General features: G+C 69.8%; 22 protein-coding genes. 7 read left to right on the top strand and 15 right to left on the bottom strand.

Annotated elements, in window-relative coordinates:
- The first annotated feature begins 17 nt into the window (after positions 1–17).
- On the top strand, positions 18–1109 hold the full coding sequence (locus ABEA43_RS22750) for a polyprenyl synthetase family protein (RefSeq protein ID WP_345564633.1): 1092 nt from the start codon (positions 18–20) through the stop codon (positions 1107–1109).
- A complete protein-coding gene (locus ABEA43_RS22745) occupies positions 1106–1990 on the top strand; it encodes an SAM-dependent methyltransferase (RefSeq protein ID WP_345564631.1) in 885 nt (294 codons plus the stop codon). Before ABEA43_RS22750 ends, ABEA43_RS22745 begins: the two co-directional genes overlap by 4 nt.
- A gap of 470 nt (positions 1991–2460) precedes the next feature.
- Here ABEA43_RS22745 and ABEA43_RS22740 read toward each other — a convergent pair whose 3' ends face one another.
- The 9 genes from ABEA43_RS22740 to ABEA43_RS22700 form a co-directional block, all read right to left on the bottom strand.
- Positions 2461–3000: a DUF3995 domain-containing protein gene (locus tag ABEA43_RS22740; RefSeq protein WP_345564629.1), complete on the bottom strand. Its 540-nt coding sequence runs from the start codon at positions 2998–3000 to the stop codon at positions 2461–2463.
- Positions 2987–3439: a hypothetical protein gene (locus ABEA43_RS22735; protein WP_345564628.1), complete on the bottom strand. Its 453-nt coding sequence runs from the start codon at positions 3437–3439 to the stop codon at positions 2987–2989. The genes ABEA43_RS22740 and ABEA43_RS22735 overlap by 14 nt, the downstream gene beginning before the upstream one ends.
- Before the next feature lie 339 nt (positions 3440–3778).
- Positions 3779–5329: an ABC1 kinase family protein gene (locus ABEA43_RS22730; protein ID WP_345564626.1), complete on the bottom strand. Its 1551-nt coding sequence runs from the start codon at positions 5327–5329 to the stop codon at positions 3779–3781.
- Between the two features lie 44 nt (positions 5330–5373).
- Positions 5374–5580 carry a hypothetical protein gene (locus tag ABEA43_RS22725; RefSeq protein WP_345564624.1) on the bottom strand — a complete coding sequence of 69 codons (207 nt, stop codon included), beginning with the start codon at positions 5578–5580 and terminating at the stop codon, positions 5374–5376.
- Between the two features lie 199 nt (positions 5581–5779).
- Complete coding sequence (locus tag ABEA43_RS22720; protein ID WP_345564622.1) at positions 5780–6883, bottom strand: terpene synthase family protein; 1104 nt, start codon at positions 6881–6883, stop codon at positions 5780–5782.
- 87 nt (positions 6884–6970) lie between these two features.
- Positions 6971–8149 (bottom strand): flavodoxin-dependent (E)-4-hydroxy-3-methylbut-2-enyl-diphosphate synthase, encoded by a 1179-nt coding sequence (gene ispG / locus ABEA43_RS22715; RefSeq protein ID WP_425570346.1) that lies wholly within the window; start codon positions 8147–8149, stop codon positions 6971–6973.
- Positions 8150–8263: 114 nt separating this feature from the next.
- Positions 8264–10270 (bottom strand): 1-deoxy-D-xylulose-5-phosphate synthase, encoded by a 2007-nt coding sequence (locus ABEA43_RS22710; protein WP_345564620.1) that lies wholly within the window; start codon positions 10268–10270, stop codon positions 8264–8266.
- Between the two features lie 50 nt (positions 10271–10320).
- Positions 10321–11307: a 4-hydroxy-3-methylbut-2-enyl diphosphate reductase gene (gene ispH, locus ABEA43_RS22705; protein WP_425570345.1), complete on the bottom strand. Its 987-nt coding sequence runs from the start codon at positions 11305–11307 to the stop codon at positions 10321–10323.
- Positions 11308–11368: 61 nt separating this feature from the next.
- Entirely contained in the window at positions 11369–12547 is a 1179-nt protein-coding gene (locus tag ABEA43_RS22700) for a polyprenyl synthetase family protein (protein ID WP_345564616.1), read from the bottom strand.
- 286 nt (positions 12548–12833) lie between these two features.
- On the opposite strand from ABEA43_RS22700, the gene ABEA43_RS22695 reads away from it, so the two are divergent.
- Both ABEA43_RS22695 and ABEA43_RS22690 read left to right on the top strand, forming a co-directional pair.
- Positions 12834–14333 carry an NsdA family TPR-like regulatory protein gene (locus tag ABEA43_RS22695; protein ID WP_345564614.1) on the top strand — a complete coding sequence of 500 codons (1500 nt, stop codon included), beginning with the start codon at positions 12834–12836 and terminating at the stop codon, positions 14331–14333.
- Positions 14334–14407: 74 nt separating this feature from the next.
- Positions 14408–14749: a hypothetical protein gene (locus tag ABEA43_RS22690; RefSeq protein ID WP_345564612.1), complete on the top strand. Its 342-nt coding sequence runs from the start codon at positions 14408–14410 to the stop codon at positions 14747–14749.
- A gap of 132 nt (positions 14750–14881) precedes the next feature.
- Here the strand turns inward: ABEA43_RS22690 and ABEA43_RS22685 are convergent, their stop codons facing one another.
- The 6 genes from ABEA43_RS22685 to ABEA43_RS22660 form a co-directional block, all read right to left on the bottom strand.
- Entirely contained in the window at positions 14882–16576 is a 1695-nt protein-coding gene (locus ABEA43_RS22685; RefSeq protein WP_345564610.1) for a sensor histidine kinase, read from the bottom strand.
- Between the two features lie 63 nt (positions 16577–16639).
- A complete protein-coding gene (locus ABEA43_RS22680; RefSeq protein ID WP_345564608.1) occupies positions 16640–17077 on the bottom strand; it encodes a pyridoxamine 5'-phosphate oxidase family protein in 438 nt (145 codons plus the stop codon).
- A 48-nt stretch (positions 17078–17125) separates the two neighbouring features.
- Positions 17126–17626 (bottom strand): ATP-binding protein, encoded by a 501-nt coding sequence (locus ABEA43_RS22675; protein ID WP_345564606.1) that lies wholly within the window; start codon positions 17624–17626, stop codon positions 17126–17128.
- A 122-nt stretch (positions 17627–17748) separates the two neighbouring features.
- A complete protein-coding gene (locus ABEA43_RS22670) occupies positions 17749–19146 on the bottom strand; it encodes an NAD(P)(+) transhydrogenase (Re/Si-specific) subunit beta (protein WP_345564604.1) in 1398 nt (465 codons plus the stop codon).
- Position 19147: 1 nt separating this feature from the next.
- Complete coding sequence (locus ABEA43_RS22665) at positions 19148–19456, bottom strand: NAD(P) transhydrogenase subunit alpha part 2 (protein WP_345564602.1); 309 nt, start codon at positions 19454–19456, stop codon at positions 19148–19150.
- Positions 19453–20526: a Rossmann-fold NAD(P)-binding domain-containing protein gene (locus ABEA43_RS22660; RefSeq protein ID WP_345564600.1), complete on the bottom strand. Its 1074-nt coding sequence runs from the start codon at positions 20524–20526 to the stop codon at positions 19453–19455. The genes ABEA43_RS22665 and ABEA43_RS22660 overlap by 4 nt, the downstream gene beginning before the upstream one ends.
- Before the next feature lie 134 nt (positions 20527–20660).
- Between ABEA43_RS22660 and ABEA43_RS22655 the strand changes: the two genes are divergently transcribed.
- Genes ABEA43_RS22655 through ABEA43_RS22645 form a run of 3 tightly spaced genes read left to right on the top strand, consistent with a single transcriptional unit; the run spans position 20661 to position 23425 of the window.
- Complete coding sequence (locus ABEA43_RS22655) at positions 20661–21203, top strand: 2-oxoacid:acceptor oxidoreductase family protein (RefSeq protein WP_345564599.1); 543 nt, start codon at positions 20661–20663, stop codon at positions 21201–21203.
- Positions 21196–22446 carry a transketolase C-terminal domain-containing protein gene (locus tag ABEA43_RS22650; RefSeq protein WP_345564597.1) on the top strand — a complete coding sequence of 417 codons (1251 nt, stop codon included), beginning with the start codon at positions 21196–21198 and terminating at the stop codon, positions 22444–22446. The genes ABEA43_RS22655 and ABEA43_RS22650 overlap by 8 nt, the downstream gene beginning before the upstream one ends.
- 1 nt (position 22447) lies before the next feature.
- Positions 22448–23425, top strand: a complete 978-nt coding sequence (locus tag ABEA43_RS22645) for a thiamine pyrophosphate-dependent enzyme (protein ID WP_345564595.1) — start codon at positions 22448–22450, stop codon at positions 23423–23425.
- Positions 23426–23427: the final 2 nt, after the last annotated feature.

Raw genomic sequence — 23427 nt, 5'->3', positions numbered from 1 at the left:
CTCTTGAAGGGATCGTGATGTCTGCCAGCACGACAACCGGACCAGGCGGCATCGGCGCCTGGCGCGACCAGCAACGTACCGTCAGCGGAGCGCTGGCCCACGCGCAGGAACTGACGCGACCGGTGCTTCAACAGGCGGTCGAAAGCCTCCCCGCCAATCTGAGCCGTATCTGCGGCTATCACTTCGGCTGGTGGAATCACGATGGTGAGTCCGGCAGGACCGAGCCCGTGGGCAAGGCACTGCGGCCCGCGCTGGCGCTCCTGGCGGCACAGGCCAGGGACGACGATCCCACGCCAGCCGTGCCGGCGGCCGTGGCCGTCGAACTCGTCCACAACTTCATCCTGATCCACGACGACGTGATGGACGACGACGAGCTACGCCGGGGCCGGCCGACGGCCTGGAAGGTGTACGGGATCGGGCCGGCGGTCCTGGCCGCGGACGCGCTGCTCGCCGCTGCCTTCCGGCTGGCCCAGCAGACCGGTCACAACACCGCGGGACTGCTGGAGCACGCGGTGTCGTCACTGATCGCCGGACAAGCCGCCGACCTGGACTTCGAGCTGCGCGATCCGGCCGGCATCGCGGTGGCCGAATACCTGGCGATGGCGGCCGGCAAGACAAGCGCGCTCCTGGTCTACGCGTTGACCGCCGGAGCGATAGCGGGTCACGCGTCCGCGACCACCGTGCAGGAGCTGAAGCAGGCCGGGCATCACCTCGGGCTGGCCTGGCAGGCCGCCAACGACATCGAAGACATCTGGGGAGACCCGCAAGTGACCGGCAAACCCGCCATGGGGGACCTGCGGCAGGGCAAGCCGACGCTGCCCGTCCTGACCGCCCTGAGCGGAGGCGGAACGGCCGCCAAAGACCTGCGCGAATCCCTGCGCGCCCCGAACAGGGAGGCCACTCCGCACGAGCTGGCCGAGCTGATCGAGGCGGCCGGTGGCCGCAGCGCGACGCAAGCCTTGTCGGATCGGCACCTCGAAAGATCCCTGGCGCACCTCGGCCGAGCGACCCTGCCCGCCGTTCTCCACGCCCGACTGGCGGATCTGTTCACCTTCATCGTCACCCGCGACCACCACCAGCACAGTGGACCCTTCAAGGAGGCACCATGAAGCAGCCGGCCCCCGACACCACTCTCGTCCGCAACGCCTACGAAGGCGAACTGAACGAGCACTGGGAAGCCAAAACCCACGACGACATCAACCTGCTGCTGGGCGCGGAAGACGGCCTGTACCACCACCATTACGCGGTCGGCGACTTCGACCGCATGATCCTCGCGGCCCCGCCCGCGGTCCGCGAACAGCTGATCCTCACCGAAATGCACCGGCTGGAGACCGAGCAGGTCAACCTGATCACGGACGGACTCGGGCGAGTGCCGGCCACCGCCCGGGTCATGGACGCCGGGTCAGGCCGGGGAGGCACCTCGTTCATGATCCATCAACGGTTCGGCTGCCAGGTGGAGGGGGTGAACTTCTGCAGTCACCACCATGAGTTCGCCCAGGAGCTCGCCATCCGGCACGGCTGTCAGGACCAGGTTGGCTTCAACCTCGCCAACATGGTCGACACCCCTTTCAGCGACGGCTCCTTCGACTACATCGTCTCCAACGAGACCACGATGTACGTCGACCTGGACGAGGCGTTCGCCGAGTTCGCCCGCCTGCTGCGCCCCGGCGGCAGGTATGTGCTGGTCACCTGGTGCCGCAACGACGCCGTCGCCGAAACCTCCCCTGACGTGGAGGCCATCGACGAGCATTACGTCTGCCACATCCACCGTCGCTCCACCTACCTGCGCGCTCTGCTCGAGCACGACCTCATCCCGTCCACGGTCGCCGACCTGACCACCGAGGCCATCCCGTACTGGGAACTGCGCACCGCCTCACAACTCGCGACCGGCGTGGAAGCGCCCTTCCTCAACGCCTACCGCATGAACCAGATGAACTACCTGGTCATCGTCGCCGAACGGAAGCCGTCCACAGCCGATGGACGCTCATAGCGGATGCAGCCTCCAATCGGTGGCGTGAACCAGAAGGGCTACTGAACGAGCCGCTGCTCGACGGTCCCGTCGCAGCAGATCCGCGAACGAGGTGACCTGTCACCGCAGCCCACCGAAAAGACCCCATTGGAGAGGGGGCCTGCGGGCGTTGATCGGGGGTCAGCGCCCGCAGCCGGCAGGAAGAGCCCGCCGCGCCACGTCCAGGGACGAGGCTTCGAACGACTCTCTTGGCCCCTAAGGAACGAGTCGTCTGGCCCCGGTTAGCGATCGTTAGCCCCAGCTTTGAACGGTTGGATTGGCCCCCATCCAGGCATCGTGTTCGCGGCTGTTCAGAGTCGCCCGCTCTCTCGCCACCGTCGTTGCAGCTTATACCGCGCTATGTCCGGATCTCTGCCGAGGCACTGGCCTGCTGGTAGGAAGGCCCCGCCCCGGCGACGCGATTCCGCTTATCGGCGGCGTGGCCTGGTCGGCTAGAAGTCACCGAAGTTCCGCCTGTTGTCGGCGAGCGAGCCGCGCCGACCTAGCCGCCATCCGGCCGTTGCCCAGCACATCCCCCAGAGCAGGAAGAACGGCGACCACAGCAGCAGATCCCAGCGCGCCAGGGTGCGAGCCAGCGCGGCGTGCTCGACCGGCGCCGGGCGGACCCCGGTCAGCAGCAGCGCGTCGCCGACGAAGCCGAACCCCACCCCCCCGATCGACCGGGCGATCATGAAGATCCCCAGCGTCCAGGCGATCGCGAGCAACAGTCGGCGCGGGACGGCCGCACCCCAGGGCTGCACGGTGGCCAACGCGACGATGACACCGACCACCGCGGCACCGGCCAGCAACCAGTGGCTCGCCACGAACAAGGGATCACGTGCGAGCAGTTGTTCGCGCAGATGCGGAGGCAGCGGGTCCTTGTCGGCCAGCGCGTTGGCCCCCAGCGCCTGGGCGAGCTTCATCGATCCGTAGGCCGCGGCGCACGCCGCCGCCCCGTACGCGCCCAGCCGCGCCCGATCAGCCCGCGACACGTCTCGTCGCCGCCGCGTAGGACCGGATCATCTCCAGGAACAGCCCGATCACGAGGAGTCCAAGGGCTCCGTGGTACCACTGCCAGCCCACGCCCATGCCGACGAACCCGTCCACGATCATGATCCCCCCGCCGCCGCCAACGGCCAACAGCATCCCGGCCAGCACGAACAGCATCAACGTTCTCGGCACCCTGCGCCCCAGCGCCGTGACCGTGGCGATGGCGACGCCCGCACCCAACACGCCGGACGCGGTTGCGAGCCACTGTGCGGTGGCCGCGTCCATGAAATAGCTTCCAGCCTCGGCAGCCGACACGGGCGGGCCGCCTGGGAACCCGAGCCGGGCCTGCAGAGCGAAGGCGGCCTTCCCCGCGGCGTAACCGAGGAACAGCACCGCCACGGCGTACGCCGGCCAGCGTCGCGGGCGATCAGAATCAACCATGACTGCGACCGTAGAGGCCGCACACCGGCCATTACTCCCCATAGCGAGGGAGGCGTCTCCCCTGCAAGGGGGGAGTTCCAGGAGCTCCCCTTGGTCGAGTCGGCGCTCGCCACAGCACCGCAGCAAGATCACTCGCGGGCGGGTCCGCGAAGGGGTCGGTTGCCTCGTGGAAGGGCCGCAATCGTGCGCGGGCAAGAGCACACCGATGCTCCCACCGCAAGACAGCCGCTGGGGCCAATTCTGACGGACACCGACCCACCCGATTTTTCAGGTAGGGCCAGAGATTTCATTCAACTGGGGCCAACACGTCCCCGTTCATGGCCACGAGACCCAGGAACGTCACTCTGTGCTTCGCGTTGCACGCCGCTGGAGGCGTCGGAGTACGACACCTGCGGCCACCAGGGCGGCAGCGGCTCGTATCCGGTTGCCGTGAAGTGACAGCCGGTGCCGTTTCCCGGGGCCGATCGGATCGCCGAGGTTGGTGCGCGCCTGTACCGCGAACTGACGGTCGGCCAGGTCACTGAGGAACGCCTGCAGCTGGGCCGGGGCGCCGTTGACCGCAGCGAGACACTCCAGCAGGACCTGGCTGCTCTGCCGAACGTCGAGGTTGTCCAGCAGCAGCTCACGCATGATGTCCTGAAGGATGCTCTGCAGAGCGGTGTCCAGTTTCAGTTTCGGATAGATGTACCGCACCGACCCTTCCATGTTGGCCAGCGATTTGCCCAAGACCGAGACCAGCGGGCTGATCTGGATGCCGCGCTCGGACGAGTAACGCATCAGGGTCATCAACGCGACGCCGTAGTTGAGCTCGGCCAGGCTGGCGTCGGCCCAGTGCGGAACGATCCTCGACACATCACCCACGAAGGCGGACATGTTGCTCCAGGGCGTGGCGGTTCCCAGTCTTGCCCAGCCTCTGGCCAGAGCGGCGCCATCGGACCGGGTGATGCCCAGCAGGCAGGTGAGCACGGCGAGGCTGCTGCCGCGGTCGAGCCGGCCGAGCATCCCCCAGTCGATGAGGTGGGCCTTGCCGTCCGGGCTGATGATGATGTTGCCCGGATGGGGATCGGCGTGGAAAAAGCGGTCGACGAAGTAGCCGCGGAACATGTACCCCATCAACTGGTGGGCGATCTCTTTGCGCTGTTTGCGGGTGAGGTCGCCACTTTTGATCCGGTTGATCGGGACGCCGTCGGCGAAGGTCTGGACGAGGACGCGCGGTGTGGCCTCAAGGACTTTCGGAATCCTGAGCCGCTTGAATTGTTTCGCGTTCTTGCGGGCCCGTTTCATGTTGCGGGCCTCGCGGGTGAAGTCCAGTTCGGCGTCCATGACGGTGAACAAGGTCTCCAGCATGGCTTGGACGTCGACGACCTCGCAAAAGCGGGGGGCCGTTTTGGCGATCAGCCAGGCCGCCTTGCGCAGGACCGCCATGTCTCCGCGTACCGCTGCCTCGCTTCCGGGGCGCTGCACTTTGATGACGCATGGTGTGCCGTCGGCCCAGATGGCCTTGTACACCTGGGCGAGAGAGGCCGATCCGAGGGGCTGGTCGGTGTGCACGGCACGGAAGCGGCTGCGCCAGCCGGCGCCGAGTTCGTCTTCCAGGACGGGCTCGAACATCGAGAAGGGCGCCACGTTCGCTTGGTCGTTGAGATGTTCGAGTTCGTCGATGGCGTACTGCGGCATGATGTCCGGCCGGGTCGCCAGGATCTGCCCGACCTTGATGTAGAGCGGGCCCAGGGTCTCCAGCGTTTGACGGAAGGCGCGGGCGCGTTGTTGCCGGTCATGGTCGTTGTGCCGGCCGGGATGGCCGCGGCGGGCCCGAGCGGTTCGGACGATCTCGGCCGTGGCCGCCCGGGACGCGATCTTGAGGGTACGGCCGGTCCGCCCGTCGGGCACTCGTGCCTCCTGTCCGCTCGTGCCCGCCTGGTGCGGCCACCTGACTAGGCCTGGCTGCTCCTGTTGCCGTTGGACTGGGAGATCTGCTTGCTCAGCGCCTCGACCTGCGTGGTCAGCTGGCGGATGCGCTTGTCGGTGCGCTTCTTGCCCTTCTTCTTCACCTTCATGGCTTTTCGCAGGGCTTTGCCCGTGTCTCGGCTGAACCGGTTTCCTCCGCTGAGGACTTCGTCCAGGATGGTTCTTCTGGCCATTTTCGATCACCTCCGATAGTTGTTCCGTTCGCATGGGCGGGTGGTCTTTGTCATGGTCTTCGTGCGCGAACGCTTCTTTTGGTGTGGCACGGGCGGTCAAACGCCCGTGAAGGCTCCGACGTGTTGAAAGGCCGGCCCCTGTTGAAGACGATCATTGGGTGGGGCGTGGCCCGGCGCCCGGGCGCCGGACGGACGAGCCTCATTCGGATCCTTGCTGCCACCACCAGGCGATGGCGGGGATCGGCAGCGGATCGGGGCTGTCGTCGCTGGGATGTTGGGCCCAGGTTGTGGGCATCGTGATCGGGTCGATTGTGGCCGGGTCGCCGGGGTTGGTGGCGATGGTGTAGCGGGGGGTGGTCCGTGCCCATTCGAGGTAGCCGCGGATGAAGTGTCCGAGGCCGGTCACGTAGCGGGCCAGATTCGCACTGGCATCGAGAAGGACGCGTTCACGTAGCTGTATGAATCGGCACATGACTCGGTCACGCATCATGATGGCCAGGTGCTGAGCCGCGTTGATATCGCAGGCGTTCTCACGGGCGAGGATGGTGATCACGTTGGAGAGGGGCGGGTAGCCGTAGCGGGCGCTGCGGATCGTCTCCTTGGCGTAGCCGAGGATGTCGTTGTCCCATTGGGGCAGGAAGCTGGCCATGTCTTCCAGGGCGCGGACCCGCGGATCGGTCAGTTCTGCCTTCGTCAGCTCGTATCCGCCAACGATGGGAATCATCGCCATAACCAGCCACATGCCGCCTTCGCCGAGCCGCAACACCACATAATCGTTCAGGTTCTGTGTGGGGTTCTGTCGCCGGAAGCTCGCCCCGTGGGCTGCGGCCATCAGGCAAGAGCGTAGGGTGCTCACCCATTGCTGAAGTTGAGCGGTGGTGGTGAACTGTTCGATGCGCTGGCGCAGGTCACGGAGGCCGACGATCGGCCACAGGTCACTGCCTGCCGTTGCGGCGTCGGGGATCTGCAAGACGCGGTCCAGGTGCAGGAGGAGCAGGTCGACATCGTCAGCGTCCTCTGCTTCGTCGAAGAACGCATCGTCAACGGACAAGTACCAGATCGTCATGTCGCTGAAGAGTTGGCGCCGCTGTTGAGAGCCGTCGGGGATGGTCATGCATGCCCATCCGCCGTAGTTCGTCCGCGCCTGGTAGTCGCGCTGTTCCCGACTCTCGTGCAGTTTGAGCCGCTTCATCCAGGCCACCGTCTCGTGATCGACAGTGGTTGAATTCGGTGCACACGCCATCGTGATGGGGCAGTAGAACGGCGGCACCGCGAGCTGCTGGCCGGTAGCGAGGGGAACCATGTTGTCTCCTTATGATGGTCGCCGGGCAACCGCGCGGGTTCGGCGAGGTGGAGTTGTACGGACGGCCCGGATTCCCGGTGTGCCGGGTCAGGCGTCGGGCGATCCCGTGCCGGATTCCGCGAGGCTCATCGCGTGCTTGATGAGCGTCTCGATGATCTGTGATTCGGGTACGGTCTCCACCACCTCGCCCTTGACGAAGATCTGTCCCTTGCCGTTGCCGGCCGATACGCCGAGATCGGCTTCGCGGGCCTCGCCCGGGCCGTTGACGACGCAGCCCATGACGGCGACGCGCAGCGGGTGGGGGAAGTCCTCGAAGGCCGCCTCGACCTGTGCGGTGAGCCGGTACAGGTCGATCTGGAGGCGGCCACAGCCGGGGCAGGACACGATCTCCAGGCGGGGCTGGCGCAGGCCGAGCGACTCCAGGATGGCGATGCCCGCCTTGACCTCCTCGACGGGCGGCGCCGACAGCGAGACGCGGATGGTGTCGCCGATTCCCTGGCGCAGCAGGATGGCGAAGGCGGCGGTGGACTTGATGACGCCCTGCGGCGGCGGTCCGGCTTCGGTGACGCCCAGGTGCAGCGGGTAGGCACAGGCTTCGGCGAGGATTTCGTAGGCGGCCACCATGGTGAGCACGTCGTGGTGCTTGACCGAGATCTTGAGGTCGTGAAAGCCGTGCTCTTCGAACAGCGACGCCTCCCACAGCGCTGATTCGGCCAGCGCCTGCGGAGTGGCCCGCCCGTGTTTGGCCAGCAGTCGCTGGTCCAGGGATCCGGCGTTGACGCCGATCCGGATCGGCACCTCGGCGGCTGCGGCCGCTTTGGCGATCTGGGCCACCTTGTCGTCGAACTTTTTGATGTTGCCCGGGTTGACGCGGACGGCGGCGCAGCCGGCGTCGATGGCGGCGAAGACGTAGCGGGGCTGGAAGTGGATGTCGGCGATGACGGGGATCGCTGATTTGGCCGCGATGGCGGGCAGGGCGTCGGCGTCGTCCTGGGAAGGCACGGCCACGCGGACGATCTGGCAGCCCGCGGCGGTCAGTTCGGCGATCTGCTGCAGGGTGGCGTCGATGTCGGCGGTGGGCGTGGTGGTCATCGACTGCACCGACACGGGCGCGTCCCCGCCGACCGGCACGGCGCGCTCACCGTGCCCGACGGTGATCCGCTGGCAGCGCCGACGGCCCAGTGCGGTCACGGCGGCCGGCGAGACGGGTGACGGGACGGGTGATGAGGCGGGTGATGAGGCGGAGGAGGGCCGGGTGGTGGGCATGCCGAGGTTGGTAGGGCTCATGTTGGGGGCTCTCTGGTGGAGTGCTGGCAGGAGCGGTGGTGCTGGTGGATCCGGTCGATCGGGCGATGACCACGCGTGGCCGGGGCGCGCGCATCAGGGTGCTCCGCCCGCATCGATCGGCGGCTCACGTCTGCGCTCCGGCCCCTGCGCAGGCTGCTGTTCGGGCCACCGCTCTGGGCGGCGGTCGCGGGTGTGGGCGGTGACGGCGGGCAGGCTGTCGAGGACGGTCGCAGCGATGGCGTCGGCGGTCAGGCCGCTGCGCTCCAGGAGGAGGCGGCGGTCGCCGGCGGGCAGGAAATCGGGGGGCAGGCCCAGGTTGCGGACCGGTGTCGGCACGCCGGCGTCGGCGCATGCTTGGGTGATGGCGGATCCGATGCCGCCGGTTCGGGTGGCGTCCTCGAGGGTGATGGCCAGGCGGTGGCGAGCGGTCAGGCGCACCACGGCGGCAGGAATGGGCAGCGCCCAGCGGGGGTCAATGACGGTGACGCCGATGCCGTCGGCGTTGAGCTGCCATGCCGCGGCCAGGGCCTGGTCGGCCAGCGTGCCGGTGGAGACGATGAGCACGTCCATCGGGTGGTCGCCGCAGTACAGGATGTCGATGCCGTCGACCTGCCCGATCGCGTCGATGTCGGTGCCGGCGGTGGCCTTGGGGAAGCGCAGCACGGTCGGTCCGCGGGCGTCGACGGCTTCGCTCAGCAGCTCGCGCAGCCGGGCCGGGTCGCGGGGGGCGCAAAGGCGCAGGCCCGGGACGACCGCCAGGACGCTCGGGTCCCACATGCCGTGGTGGCTGGCGCCGTCCGGGCCGGTGATCCCGGCGCGGTCCAGGACGAAGGTGACCGGCAGGCGGTGCAGCGCGACGTCCATGAGGACCTGGTCGAAGGCGCGGTTCAGGAAGGTGGCGTACACGCACACCACTGGGTGCAGGCCGGCCATCGCCAGCCCGGCGGCCGAACAGACGGCCTGCTGCTCGGCGATGCCGACGTCGAACACCCGCTCGGGGAAGCGTTCGGCGAACTCGGTGAGTCCCACCGGGTGGAGCATCGCCGCGGTGACGGCGACCACGTCACGGCGGCGCTCTGCGATCTGGGTGATCTCCCGGCCGAACACGCTGGTCCAGGACGGGCCCGTGGCCACTCGCGCGGGGGCGCCGGTCGCCGGATCCAGCACGCCGATGCCGTGCATGTGGTCGGCCTGGTCGGCTTCGGCGGGCGGATAGCCGCGGCCCTTGTGCGTCACCGCGTGCACCACCACGGTGCGGCGCAGCCGAGCGGCGTGGTGCAGCGCCCGTTCCAATGCGCCCAGGTCGTGGCCGTCAACAGGGCCGATGTAGGCCAGGCCGAGCTGCTCGAACAAGTTCTTGTCTGCCGGTGGAGCGCCGTCCGGCGGCGCCCCACCCACGCGCGCGCCCGCGTGCTGGCGGAGCACCGCCAGATGGGCGGCGATTCCGCCGACGGTGGCAGCGTAGGAACGGCCGTTGTCGTTGAGCACCACGATGACCGGCCGCTCAGGACGGGCGGCCAGATTGTTCAGCCCCTCCCAGGCCAGCCCGCCGGTCAGCGCCCCGTCGCCGATGACGGCGACCACCCGCCGCCCGCCATCGCCGGCGTGTTCGGCACCGGTCCCCTCAATAGCCCCGTCAGTGACCCCGTCGCGGGCTCCGCTCAGCTCACCTTGCAGGTGGAGGGCTTTGGCGATGCCGTCGGCATACGACAGCGCGGTCGAGGCGTGGGAGTTCTCCACCCAGTCATGCGGCGATTCGGCCTGTGACGGGTAGCCCGACAGTCCTCCGGCCTGGCGCAGGGTGTCGAACCGGCCGGCCCGGCCAGTGAGGATCTTGTGGACGTAGGCCTGGTGCCCGGTGTCGAACAGCAGCACATCACGGGGCGAGTCGAACACCCGGTGCAGCGCCAGGGTCAGCTCCACCACTCCCAGGTTCACTCCCAGGTGCCCGCCAGTGGCGCACACCTTGTCGATCAGGAATGCGCGGATCCGGGCGGCCAGCTCGGCCAGCTGACCGGCGTCCAAGCCGCGCAGGTCCTCCGCTCCGGTGAGGTCCTCCAACGCGGCCGAGACCGGAGACGCGGCTGGAGACGCTGACATGCGGGTGGTGTGCCGGGAAGCGGCGGGCAGGCCGGCGCGGAATCGCGTCATCATCGATCGGCCTTCCGCGGGTCCTGGCGTGACGGGCGTAGCTGGGAGGGCAGGGCGAACTGGATGGTCTCGGTGGTGGTGGCGACCTCGGTGACGGTGACCCCGGCGCCGGTGAGGGTACGCAGCCGGTCGACGACCTCCTGCACCAGACGATCCGGGGCGGAGGCGCCGGCGGTCACTCCCACTCTTCCGCAGCCGTTCAGCCAGGCGGGGTCGATCCCGGCGGCGTCATCGATCAGATGGGCCGGCACCCCTTGCCGCCGTACCGTCTCCACCAGCCGCACCGAGTTGGAGGAGTTGGCCGACCCCACCACCAGCACCACCTGCGCATGCTCGGCGACGGCGGCCAGCGCCTGCTGGCGGTTGGTGGTGGCGTAGCAGATGTCGTCCTCAGGAGGGGCCTTGATGGCCGGGAAGCGCGCCCTGAGCGCCGCGATCACTTCCGCGGTCTCATCGACCGCCAAGGTCGTCTGGGTCAGGTAGGTGACCCGCCCGGGGTCGGGCACCTGCTGGGGGACCTGCAGAGCGGCCACGTCGGCGACGGTCTCCACCAGCACGGTGTGCTCGGGCGCCTCGCCGAGGGTGCCGTCGATCTCCTCGTGCCCGGCGTGGCCGATCAGCACGATGGTGTCACCGCGGGCGGCGAACCGGCGGGCCTCGGCGTGCACCTTGGTCACCAGCGGACAGGTCGCGTCCACCACCGTCAACGCCTGCTCGGCGGCCTGATCCCGGACCGCTGGGGAAACCCCATGCGCGGAGAACACAACCACGCTGCCGTCCGGGACGTCGGCGGGGATCTCATCCAGTTCGTCGACGAACACCGCGCCGCGCCGTTCCAGCTCGGCGACGACATGGGTGTTGTGCACGATCTGCTTGCGCACATACACGGTCCGGCCGGTGCCGGCGTGCCGGTCGAGCAGCCGTTCCACGATCTCGATCGCGCGCTCCACGCCCGCGCAGAACGAGCGGGGCGAGGCCAGCAGCACCGTCCGCCCCTCGGGGCGTGAGGCATCGGTGCAGGCATCGGTGCGGGCATCGGCGGTCATGTCAGTGGCTCCTTTCGGTCACCAGCGCGGCCAGCGTGACCAGTTCCTCGGCGCCGCCCATGGGGCGGGTGCCGGCCAGCGCGTGGAGCGCGCCTTGTCTGCAGCGCTCGGCCTCGGCTTGGGCCCACGCCCGGCCGCCGGCGGCCTCGACCAGGTCGGCTGCCTGGGCCACCGCCGCCTCGTCCAAGTCGCCGGGGCCGGCGTACAAGCGGGCCAGACGCGCGGCGGCCTCGGTACCCGAGGCGAGCGCAGCCACCACGGGCAGCGATTTCTTGCGGACCGCCAGATCAGCGCCGACCGGTTTGCCGGTCACCTGCGGATCTCCCCAGATGCCCAGCAGGTCATCGACGAGCTGGAACGCCAGCCCCAGCTGCCGGCCGAAGACGCGATAGCTGCGCGCGGCGCCCGGTCCTGCCCCGGCGGCCAGCGCTCCCAGCTGGCAGGCGGCGCCCATCAGCGCGCCGGTCTTGGCCTCGGCCATGGCCAGGCACGCGGGCAGGCTGACATCGGCGCGGCTGGCGAAGGCGAGATCGGCCCACTGCCCTTCACACATCTCCACCACCGTCGCCGCCAGCACCCCGGCCCCCTGCTGGACGGGGCTGGCCGCCAGGTGCCGGATGGCCGACAGCAGCAGCGCGTCACCCACGAGCACCGCGGCGCCGACACCGAACACGGTCCACGCGGCGGGCCGGTGCCGGCGGGTCACATCGCCGTCCATCACGTCGTCGTGCAGCATCGAGAAGTCGTGCACCAGCTCCACCGCCACCCCGACCGGCAGCGCGGCCAACGCGGCGCTCCGCGCGGCGGTGCGATCGGCGGCGGCGCGGGCGCAGGCCAGCGCCAGCGCCGACCGGATCGCCTTGCCGCCCCCGTGCGCCGGGCTGCCGTCGATCTCCCGCCAGCCCGCGTGGTACTCGGCCACCTCCCGCAACGGCCCGTCGAGCTGCGCGACGACGGCCCGGTGCGCAGGCTCGACCATCCGCCGGGCCTCGCCCAGAATCCGGTCGGCGCCACGCGCGGTTCTCGTATTCGGGGCCTGCGGCGCCTGTACGGCACCGGCGCGGTCCGCGGCCGCAGCCTTTGTGATCGCTGCGGCGGCCGCCAACTCGGCATCGGGACGGTCGGGCGCCGAACAGCCAGGCATGGCGATGCTGAGCTTCTCGCTGCGTTCAGTAGTCATGATCGATCCCTGATCGTGGCTGTTGCCCGCCGACGCTCACCCGCCGGTGGGGCCTGGGGCTCTGCGCTTTCCTCATCACGTGTCCGCGCCGAAGAGGCTGGAACGCGCCAAAACCGGTCGGGATGTTGAATAGCGGGCCAGCGTTGAAAGACCGCCCTCCAAGCCCCCGCGTACGGTGCGCCACAGTGGCTCGTAAGCGTGAAGATGCTTAGAGCACCAAACGTGAATTCGGAGTGTAACTACTCAGATACGCTTCGTTTCGCGAATTTGGGTGATTTGAAATCACATGGCCGCCGACACCCCTCATGACACCAGCGCTGGCGGAGGCGATGACAGCGGAGGCGATGACGACGGAGGCGGCCGACGGCCGAACCGGCGCCTGCGCAGCCTGCTGGCCGAAGCCGACTGGACCGGGCAGCAACTGGCCGACGCTGTCAACGCGGTCGGCGCCGAAGCCGGCGCCGCAACCCGCTACGACCGCACCACGGTGGCGCACTGGCTGGCCGGCACCCGCCCGCGGCCCCCGGCACCCGACCTGCTCGCCGAAGCCCTCACCCGCCGCCTGGCTCGCCCCCTCGCCCCAGCCGACCTGGGCCTGGACGACTTATGCCCGCCTGCGCACACCTCGCCGCACGCTGCGTCACCCGCCGACGGCGTCAAGGACGTGAGCGCCGAACTGGCGGCACTCGCCACCATGCAGGCGACGTCGGCCCCCCGCACCGGAACTGGCGCCGCCTACAACGTCACCGCATTGGCGGTGCCCTCCTGGACCCACGCCACAGACCGGTTGCTCCTCCACCCCGCCCCCGGCATGCCCCACCGGCGCACCCCGATCGGACCAGCCGACGCCCAGGGCGCCGAGGCGATCGCCCAGGTGTTCGCCGCCGCCGACCGCACCCACGGCGGCGGGCTCACCCGCCGACCACTGGGCCTCTATCTGGCGCGCGACCTGATCCCCAAGCTCGACGCCGGACTCGGCCCAGCGCTGCGGCGACGACTGCTGACCAGCGCCACCGAGCTGGTCTACATGTGCGCCTTCATGTGCTTCGACGACGAAGCCCATCCTCTAGCGCAGCGTTATTATTTAGCCGCCCTGCAGATGGCCGTCGAGAACGCCGACCCGGCCGCCTACGCACTCACCTTACGGGGCATGTCCGCCCAGGCCCTCGCCCTGGGACACCACTCCCAGGCCCTGCAACTCGCCGAACAGGCGGTGGCCACCAGCCGCCACGCCCTCTCCGCAGCCCGCCGCGCGTTATTATCCGGGCAACTGGCCGTCGCCTACGCCGCCTACGGCGACCGTACCCGCGCCTTAGCCGCTCTGACTGCGGCCGAACGCCGCCTCGAACACGTCTCCTCCACCTCTGCCACCACAAAAGGCCAGGCCGCACCGCTCATCGGCGTCTACGACCACGCCGCCCTGGCCGCCGAGGAAGCCGAGGTCCGCTACCTGCTCGGCGACCTCACCGGCGCCATCCGCGCCCTGCACACCTCACTACGCCACCGGCCCGCCACCGAACGCCGCTCCCGCGCCATCCTGCTGGCCCGCCTGGCCGAACTCCAGCTCCGCGCCGGCCGCCTCGACCAAGCCACCACCACCTGGCACCACTTCCTCGACGAGTTCCCCGCCCTTTCCTGCGGCCGTGCGATCACCGCCTTGAGAACCATGCGAGCCTGCCTGCGCCCCTATGCCCGCTCCTCCGCCGCCGCCAGCGTGCTGCACCACGCCGCCACCCTCACCACCTCAACAACGGCCCCGCGCAAGACCCCAAGCTCGCCAGACTGAGCCCACCCGGCCCGGTGTAGCAGGCCCGGTCCTATGCAGGCGACACCCCGCAGCTCGACGTACTGATCGCGCCGGTGGCAGCCGGCGAGCGGGACGTGATCGAGCGGATCCACCCGCTGCAGGTGTTGGTGCGATCCCTGAGAAGAACGCCGCGGGCGCGCGCGGCACTGGTGCCGCTGGCCCACCCGTCCCACTACGGCGAAGCAGGGCCTCGGCTCGATCGGGATGTGGCAGAACGGGCATTGGAACGGTCCGGCGAGATCTGGTCAGCGCTCATCGATCTGAAACTGGCGCGGCGCACGGCCGACGGGCAGGCGCAGAAACCGCTGCGAGAAAGGCGTCTCGTAAAACACGGATACGCGGGTGGATCTACCCGCAATAGCGCAGCAGGCCCCTTCGGCATGGCGGCAGAGTGAGGTTCCCGGGGTGCCTTATCGGAGGTGTCGAGGGGTTATGCGGAGAGCAAGTTGGCTCATCTATCGCGGGCCATCGCCATCGCCATCGCAGCCGGCGGAAGGTCTCGCGTGCGGCCGCGCCGAGGTTGACGCTCACAAAGGAACGCGCCAGCGCAGGCGGGTCCCGCCCCCTTCTGGCGTCTCCAGCGCTGCGGTCCCACCCAGGCGGACGGCGCGGTCCTCGATGTTACGCAGGCCGCTGCGCCGTCCGGCCTCGCTCACCCCCACACCGTTGTCGGTCACCACGAGGGTGAGCTGACCGGTCGCGACCTCGACGGAGACGTCCGCTCGGCGCGCATGCGAGTGGCGCACCACGTTGGACAGGGCCTCACGCAGCACGGCCAGCAGATGCTCGGCCACGGACTGGGGCACGAGGGTGTCGATCTGCCCCTCCATGCGCAGACCCGGGGCGAAGCCCAGGTGGCTACCCGCGCCCTCCACCAGCTCCACGATCTGCCCGCGCACCCCCGGGGCGGGCTCGTCGAGCGGACCCTGGAGGGCGAAGATGGACGAGCGGACCTGCCGGATCGTATCGTCGAGCTCATCGATGGTGTGCTGCAGCCGCTTGGCGGCCTCTGGATGCTCCACCAGGCGGACCGTGCTCATCAGCGTCATCGCGCTCGCGAACAGGCGCTGGATGACCACGTCGTGCAGGTCCTTCGCGATCCGGTCCCGCTCCTCCAGCAGGCTCAGCCGCTCGGCGTCCTTGCGGGTCTCCGCCAGCTCCAGCGCGATCGCCGCTTGGCCCGCGAACGCGTGCAGGACCTGCTGGTCCGCGCCGCTGAACGGCATCCGGCCGCTCCGCTTGGCCAGCAGCAGCACCCCTCGGACCGCCGACGGCACGCCCAGCGGGATGATCAGAACCGGCCCGTAGCCCTGCTGTTGAAGAGGTGAGGACGGGTACGGTGCGTTCTGTATGTCCGGCTCGGACAGGGGCTCGCCCCGCGTGAAGACCTCGCCGGCGAGCGTGCCCGAAATGTCAAAGACCGTCCCGACCAGGTCCAGCTCTCCGTCGTCCTCTGCGACCTCTACGGTCAGGGCCTGCTTCGATGCGTCGAGCAACAGCACCAGAACCAGATCGGCGTCGCTCATCCGGCGGGCCCGGGCGGCCACCACGGCGAGCACCTCGCGTGGGTCGGCACCGGACAGCAAACTCGTGGTCACCTCCGACGACGCCTGCAGCCATGTCTCCCGGCGCCGTGACTCCTCATACAGCCGGGCGTTCTCGACCGCGACACCGGCGGCCGTGGCCAGGGCGATCACCACCGCCTCGTCCTCGTCGTCGAAGTCGCCGCCGCCCCGCTTCTCCGTCAAGTACAGATTGCCGAACACCTCATCACGCACCCGCACCGGAACACCCAGGAACGTGCCCATCGGCGGATGCCCCGGCGGGAATCCGTGCGACTCAGGGTGATCGGAAATGCGACTCAGCCGCAGCGGCTGCGCGTCCTTGATCAACAGACCGAGCAGGCCCAGCCCATGAGGCCAATGCTCAATCCTGGCGATCTCCTCCTCGCTCAGCCCCACCGGGATGAACTGCAGGAGCGTGTGCCCCTCCCCCACCACGCCGAGCGCGCCGTAGCTCGCGTCCACCAGAGTGGTCGCCGTGGCCACGATACGGCGCAGCACCGTCTCCAGATCGAGATCACTGCCGACCGAAACGACCGCCTCCAGCAGCGCATGCACACGGTCACGGGTGGCCAGCACGGCGTTGAGGCGTACCTGCAGTTCGGCCAGCAACTCATCGAGTCGCATGTGCGGCATCAGCGGCCGGCGCTCACTCTCCATGCGGCTCAGTGTCGCACCAACGGATCACCACGCCTATATGGAGGAGATCCGTTGTGATGGTTGTCAAGGCACCAGTTCGAAGCCGGTGACAAACTCCGGGCGGATGCTGATGACCTGGTCCATCTCGCCTTCCACCCACGGGTGCACGAGCTCTCTCAGCCGGGCCGCCTCTTCGGGATCGGCCACCAGTCGCGCGACGCCCGTGACCACCACGCTCCAGCCCAGCCGCCGGCCGGCATCCAGCTCATCCGCTTCGTACGCCACCACCGCGTCCCAGGACGCGACCTCGGCGCTGATGATCGTCCCAGACCCGGACCGCAGAACGATCCGCCCGTCGACGACCACGTGATTCACCGGCCGGATGGCCGGCAGGGCATGCCGGGTGAACACGATCCGTCCGAACGGAACACTGGCGAGCCGCCGCAGGGATTCGGCCTCGGACAGCTCTTTGAGATTGCGCCGTTGCGGGGCAGTGCGCCCGCTCGTCGTACTGGACATCATTGTACGAGCCTGTCCAGGGGACGGCGCTCGCACTAGGGCCGAACGTCCCTACTGCCGTCCTGCGAAGTTCGGTGTGGAAGCGCGAATGGGCAGCCGCATGCGAAGCCGTACGACGGTGCCGCCGGGGCCGATGGTGAAGACCGCCTCATCGGTCAGGCGGCGCATGAGCCAGATGCCCCTGCCACCGAGGGAGCCGGACGGCGGGAAGTCCGTCCTGTGCAGCACGGACGCCGGGATGCCTGGTCCGGCGTCCTCGACCGCACACACCAGCTCGTCACCGCTCCGCCACAGGGTGAGCCGGGCGCGTCCGCCGCCGTGCTCCACCGCGTTGACGATCCCTTCGTACGCCGCCATCACGAAGTCGCCGAGCCGGTCGCCCACGAGCCCCTGCGCCCGCGCCGCGCGTAAGATCCGGCGTCGCGCAGAGGCCAGACGGTCCTCGTCGAGGTCCGTAGTGAGCAGGATCTCAGCCTTCCCCTCAGCGGCAGGCCCAAGATCTCGCCCGAGAGCCGCATCGTCGCCAGCCGTGCCACCGACTTTTCCGCTCATACCTTCATCGTCCGGCGCGACGGGCCGAGCCCTCAGAGGCGATGGTCCCCGGCCTCTTGGGGCTTTGGTCCTGCTCAAGGCCGGGTCAGCGTACGCCGGCAGATCAGACTCGGCCCATCCGCTCAGCCGACGAGCACCTTGACGGCCGCGGTGATCTCGGTCAGCGCCTTCTTTGCGTCGGCGAAGTACATTCCGGTCCTGGGTCCGGTGTAGAGCTCGTTGTCGATGCCCGCGTACCCGTGCCCCATCGACCGCTTGATGACGATCACACTCTTGGCACGGTCGGCGTCGATGATGGGCATCCCCGACACGGCGGTGCCGGGACGACGGGCGGCCGGGTTGACGACGTCGTTGGCGCCGACGACGAGGGCCACGTCGGTCTGTGGCATGGCGTCGTTGGCGTCGTCCATGTCGGCCAGCTGCGAGTAGGGCACGCCGGCCTCGGCCAGCAGCACGTTCATGTGACCCGGCATGCGCCCGGCCACCGGGTGGACGGCATAGGAAACGCGGACGCCGCGCTGTTCCAGAAGCTGGGCCAGGTCGTGGAGCTGGTGCTGCGCCTGGGCTGCGGCCAGGCCGTAGCCGGGGACGACGACGACCTTGGCGGCGTAGGCGAGCTGGATGGCGGCGTCGTCGGCAGACAGCGACCTGACCCGCCCCTGCCCGGACGGGCCCGCGGCGAGCTCGTCGCCGGTGCCGAAGCCGCCGATGACGATGTTGGCGAGTGAGCGGTTCATGGCGTCGGCCATCAGCTTGGTGAGGATGGCGCCGGAGGCGCCGACGAGCGCGCCGGCCGTGATGAGGACTGCGTTGCCCAGCGCGAAGCCCGCCATGGCGACGGCCGTGCCGGTGAACGCGTTGAGCAGCGAGATCACCACCGGCATGTCCGCTCCGCCGATCGGCAGCACCATGATCACGCCGAAGGCCAGCGAGGCAATGCCCAGCACCGCCAGCGCCGCCGCGCCACCGCCGCCGATCAGCAGCAGGATGGAGGCGGCCACCATGACCAGGGCCAGCGCCTGGGTCAGCAGGCGTACGCCGGGAAAGACGAGCGGGCGGCCCGGCACCAGGCCCTGCAGCTTCCCGGCCGCGACGAGGGAGCCGGAGAACGTCACCGCGCCGATCAGCACGTCCAGCACGACCGGGATCGACGCGCTGTGCCCGCCGGCATGCACGGCGAAATCGTGCACGCCGATGAGCGCCGCGGCTCCGCCGCCGACCGCGTTGAACAGGCTCACGAGCTGTGGCATCGCCGTCATCAGCACCCGGCGGGCCAGCAGCAGGCCGATGCCCGCCCCCAGCGCCGCTCCCGCGGCCAGCGAGATCCACCCCCAGGGGCGCACGGTGCCGGCCTCGACGAGCACGACCGTTGTGGCGACGACGGCGACGGCCATCGCCACGGCCGACAGGAGGTTGCCGCGCCGGGCGGTGACCGGAGAGTTCATCAGATGCAGGCCGAGCACGAAGCAGGTCGCGACGGCGAGGTAGACCAGCCGGATCACGACGTCGAAGACGTCCATCTCATCGCTCCCCACCGCTCGCGCGCCCAGAACGGGGGCGGAACATCTCCAGCATCCGGTCGGTCACCACGTAGCCACCCACGACGTTCATCGCGGCGAAGGCCGCCGTCACGAACACCAGCGCGTAGCCGAAGACCCCCTCCGCGCTCAGCGCGATGAGCAGCGCCCCGGCCAGCACGATGCCGTGCACCGAGTTGGCCGCCGACATCAGCGGCGTGTGCAGCGTGGTCGGCACCCGCCCGATGACCTCGAAGCCGAGCAGCAGGCTCAGGACGAACACGCTCAGGTCGGCGAACGCTTGCACACTCATGCCGCACCCCTGGCGATCGTCACGGCGGCCTGGAGCGGATCGGTGAGGTCGATGACGGGCACGCCGTCGCGGAGCACGTGATCCAGGAAGGCACCGACGTTTCTGGCATAAGCGGACGAAGCGGCGGCAGGCATCGTGGCGGGCAGGTTCGGGGCGCCGATCACCGTGACGCCGTTCTCGGTGACGACCGTCTCCCCCGGCCTGGCGATTTCGACGTTTCCGCAGGCCAGGTCGATGACGACGGAGCCGGGCCGCATGTCCTTGACGGCGATCTCGCTCACGAGCAGGGGCGGCCGTCCTCCCTGCGCCCGGGCGGCGGTGATCACCACGTCTTGGCGGGCCACGTGCCGGGCCAGCGCGCTGCGTTCGGTCTCCTGCTCGCTCTCGCCGAGCGCCCGCGCGTAACCGCCCTCCCCACGGTGCTCGCCATCATCCTCGCCGGCGAGATCCAGTACGGCCGCGCCGAGCGAGGCGATCTCGTCCCTGGCCTCCGGCCTGATGTCGTGGCCTGTGACGACGGCGCCGAGCCGCCTGGCCATGGCGATCGCGGACAGTCCCGCGACCCCGGCGCCGAGCACCAGCACGCGGGCCGGCGGCGCGGTCCCGGCGGCCGTGACCAGCAGCGGGAAGAAGCGTTCGTAGGTCTGCGCGGCCAGGATGGCCGCCCGGTAGCCGGCCACGCTCTCCTGCGAGGTGAGGGCATCCATCGGCTGGGCGGCGCTGAGCGTGCGGGGCACCCGGTCCAGGCTGACGGCCGTGACACCTCTGGCGGTGAGCTCTCGGATGTAGGCCAGGTCGGGGTTGAGCAGGCCGATGATGAGGTGGCCCGCGCGCAGCCGCTCGATCGGCGGACGGTCCACACAGGCGAGGATATCCGCGCCGTACACATCCTGGACGATCTCCGCGCCCGCCTCGCCGTACAAGCTGTCCGGGAACCACGCGGCGGCGCCCGCGCCGGCTTCGGCCAGTACGCGCAGGCCCGCGGCCCGCAGCCGCGGCACCAGGTCGGGCGTGATCGCGACCCGGCGCTCGCCGGCGGCGCTCTCCTTGACGATCCCGATGCTGAGCATGGGACACCCCTCTCCGCGAGTGTTCATCCCTTCGATGATCCGGCGGCGGTACCGAACGGCATGAGAGCCGAAAGTCCCGGCATCCAGGACGTTCGGCCCTCCAGCCCGTCCCGCCCCCGGGCTACACCGGGAACATGGAGTTCCAGACGCGTATCCACGGGCGGGGCGGCCAGGGCGTCGTCACCGCGGCGGAGCTGCTGTCGGTGGCCGCCTTCCTGGAGGACAGATACGCCCAAGCGTTTCCCACATTCGGGTCGGAACGGACGGGCGCGCCTGTGGTGTCGTTCTGCCGGATCTCCGACAAGCCGATCCGCCTGCGCGAGCCGATCACCGAGCCGGACGCCGTCATCGTGCAGGACGCCACCCTGCTCCGGCAGATCGACGTGCTGGCCGGGCTCCGGCCGCACGGCCATGTGCTGATCAATTCCACCCGGCCGGCCGATGAGCTGGGCCTCACCGGATGGACCGTCCCCGCCTCGGAGATCGCGCTGCGCCACGTCGGCCGGCCGGTGCCCAACGCGGCGCTGCTCGGCGCGTTCTGCGCGCTCACCGGCGTGCTGTCGCTGGAGTCCGTGCTCGCCGCGATCCGGGCCACGTTCCCCGGCCCGGTGGCCGAGCGGAACGTCGCCGCGGCGTCCGAGGCCTGCTCCTATCTGAGGGAGGCCGTCCGTGCTTAGGCAGATGGAAGGTTCGCAGGCCGTCGCCGAGACGATCGCGCTGTGCCGGCCCGAGGTGATCTGCGCGTATCCGATCTCCCCGCAGACGCACATCGTCGAGGCGCTCAGCAGGCTGGTGACGGCCAAGAGGCTGACGCCGTGCGAGTACGTGAACGTCGAGTCGGAGTTCGCCGCCCTGTCGGCGTGCATCGGCGCGTCGGCGGCCGGCGCGCGCACCTACACCGCGACCGCCAGCCAGGGCCTGCTCTACATGGCCGAGGCGCTGTACAACGCCTCGGGGCTCGGGCTGCCGATCGTGATGACCGTGGCCAACCGCGCGATCGGCGCCCCCATCAACATCTGGAACGACCACAGCGACTCGATGTCGCAGCGTGACTCGGGCTGGATCCAGCTCTACGCCGAGACCAACCAGGAGGCCGTGGACCTGCACGTCCAGGCGTTCGCGCTGGCCGAGGAACTGTCGCTGCCCGTCATGGTGTGCATGGACGGGTTCGTGCTGACGCACGCCTTCGAGCGTGTGGACCTGCCCTCGCAGGAGCAGGTGGACGCGTTCCTGCCCTCGTACGAGCCGCGCCAGGTGCTCGACCCCGACGACCCCGCCTCGATCGGCGCGATGGTCGGGCCGGAGGCGTTCACCGAGGTGCGGTACCTGGCGCACGCACGGCATCTGCAGGCGCTGGAGCACATCCCGTCGCTCGCCGCCGGCTTCGAGCGGGCCTTCGGCCGCTCCTCCGGCGGGCTCGTACGCGGCTACCGGACCGGCGGCCCCGGCCGCGGGGACGACACCGGTGCCGACACGGTGGTGCTGGCTCTGGGATCGGTGCTCGGCACGGTCAAGGACGTGGTGGACGAGCTGCGCGACGCGGGCTCCGCCATCGGCGCCGCGACGCTGACCACGTTCCGCCCCTTCCCGTTCGAGGCGGTGCGCGCGCTGCTCGGCGGGACCCGGCGCGTCGTGGTGCTCGAACGGGCCTTCGCCACCGGCGTGGGCGGCATCGTCTCGGCCGACGTGCGCGCCGCTCTGCCGGACGCCGAGATCCACACCGTCGTGGCGGGTCTGGGCGGGCGGCCGGTGACCAAGGCGTCGCTGCACGACCTGCTCGCCAAGGCGGACCTCGGCCCGTTGACCTTCCTCGACCTGGACGAGGCGCTGGTCGCCAGGGAGCTGGCGCGCGCCGCGCGGCGGCGCAGGTCGGGCCCGAGCGCCGAGAACATGCTGCGCGACCTAGCCGGAGGTGGCTGACATGCCCGCGCAACGCACCAAGTTCTACCAGGTCGGCAGTTTCGCCGTGGGCAACCGGCTGCTGCCGCCCGAACAGCGCGCGGTACAGGCCGCCCCCGATCGCGGCAACGCCCTGACCTCCGGGCATCGTGCCTGCCGGGGCTGCGGGGAGGCGCTCGGCGCGCGGTACGCCATCGACGCGGCGATCTCGGCCACCGCCGGCCGGCTCATCGCGGTGAACGCGACGGGCTGCCTGGAGGTGTTCTCCACGCCTTATCCGGAGACGGCCTGGCAGGTGTCCTGGATTCACTCGCTGTTCGGCAACGCGCCCGCGGTGGCCACCGGGGTCGCGGCGGCGCTCAAAGCCAAGGGCCGCACGGACGTGCGGGTGGTGGGCCAGGGCGGCGACGGCGGCACCGTCGACATCGGCTTCGCCTGCCTGTCGGGCATGTTCGAGCGCGACGACGACGTGCTCTACATCTGCTACGACAACCAGGCCTACATGAACACGGGCGTGCAGCGCTCGGGCGCGACACCGCCCGCGGCGCGCACGGCCACCACCCCGCTGCCCGGGCAGGCCTTCGGGCAGGGCAAGAACGCGCCTCTCATCGCGATGGCCCACGAGATCCCGTACGTCGCCACCGCGACCGTCGCCGACCTGCGCGACCTGGAGTACAAGGTGCGGCGCGCGATGGAGTTCCGCGGCGCCCGGTACCTGCACATCCTGGTCCCCTGCCCGCTCGGCTGGGTCACCGCGGCCTGCGACACGATCCGCGTGGCCAGGCTCGCCACCGAATCCGGGCTGTTCCCCGTCTTCGAGGCCGAGCGCGGCGACATCACCGGAGTGACGAAGATCAGGCGCCGGGTTCCCGTCGATGACTACCTCAGGCTGCAGGGCCGCTACGCCCATCTGTTCGGGGACCCGCCGAAGACCGACGTCATCGCCCGCATCCAGGACTCGGCGGACCGCAACGTCCGCCGCTTCGGATTGGTGGAATGACC

It is taken from the genome of Nonomuraea rosea, assembly GCF_039539705.1.
Classification (GTDB): Bacteria; Actinomycetota; Actinomycetes; order Streptosporangiales; family Streptosporangiaceae; genus Nonomuraea; species Nonomuraea rosea.
This window is presented reverse-complemented; position numbering and strand designations above follow the sequence as displayed.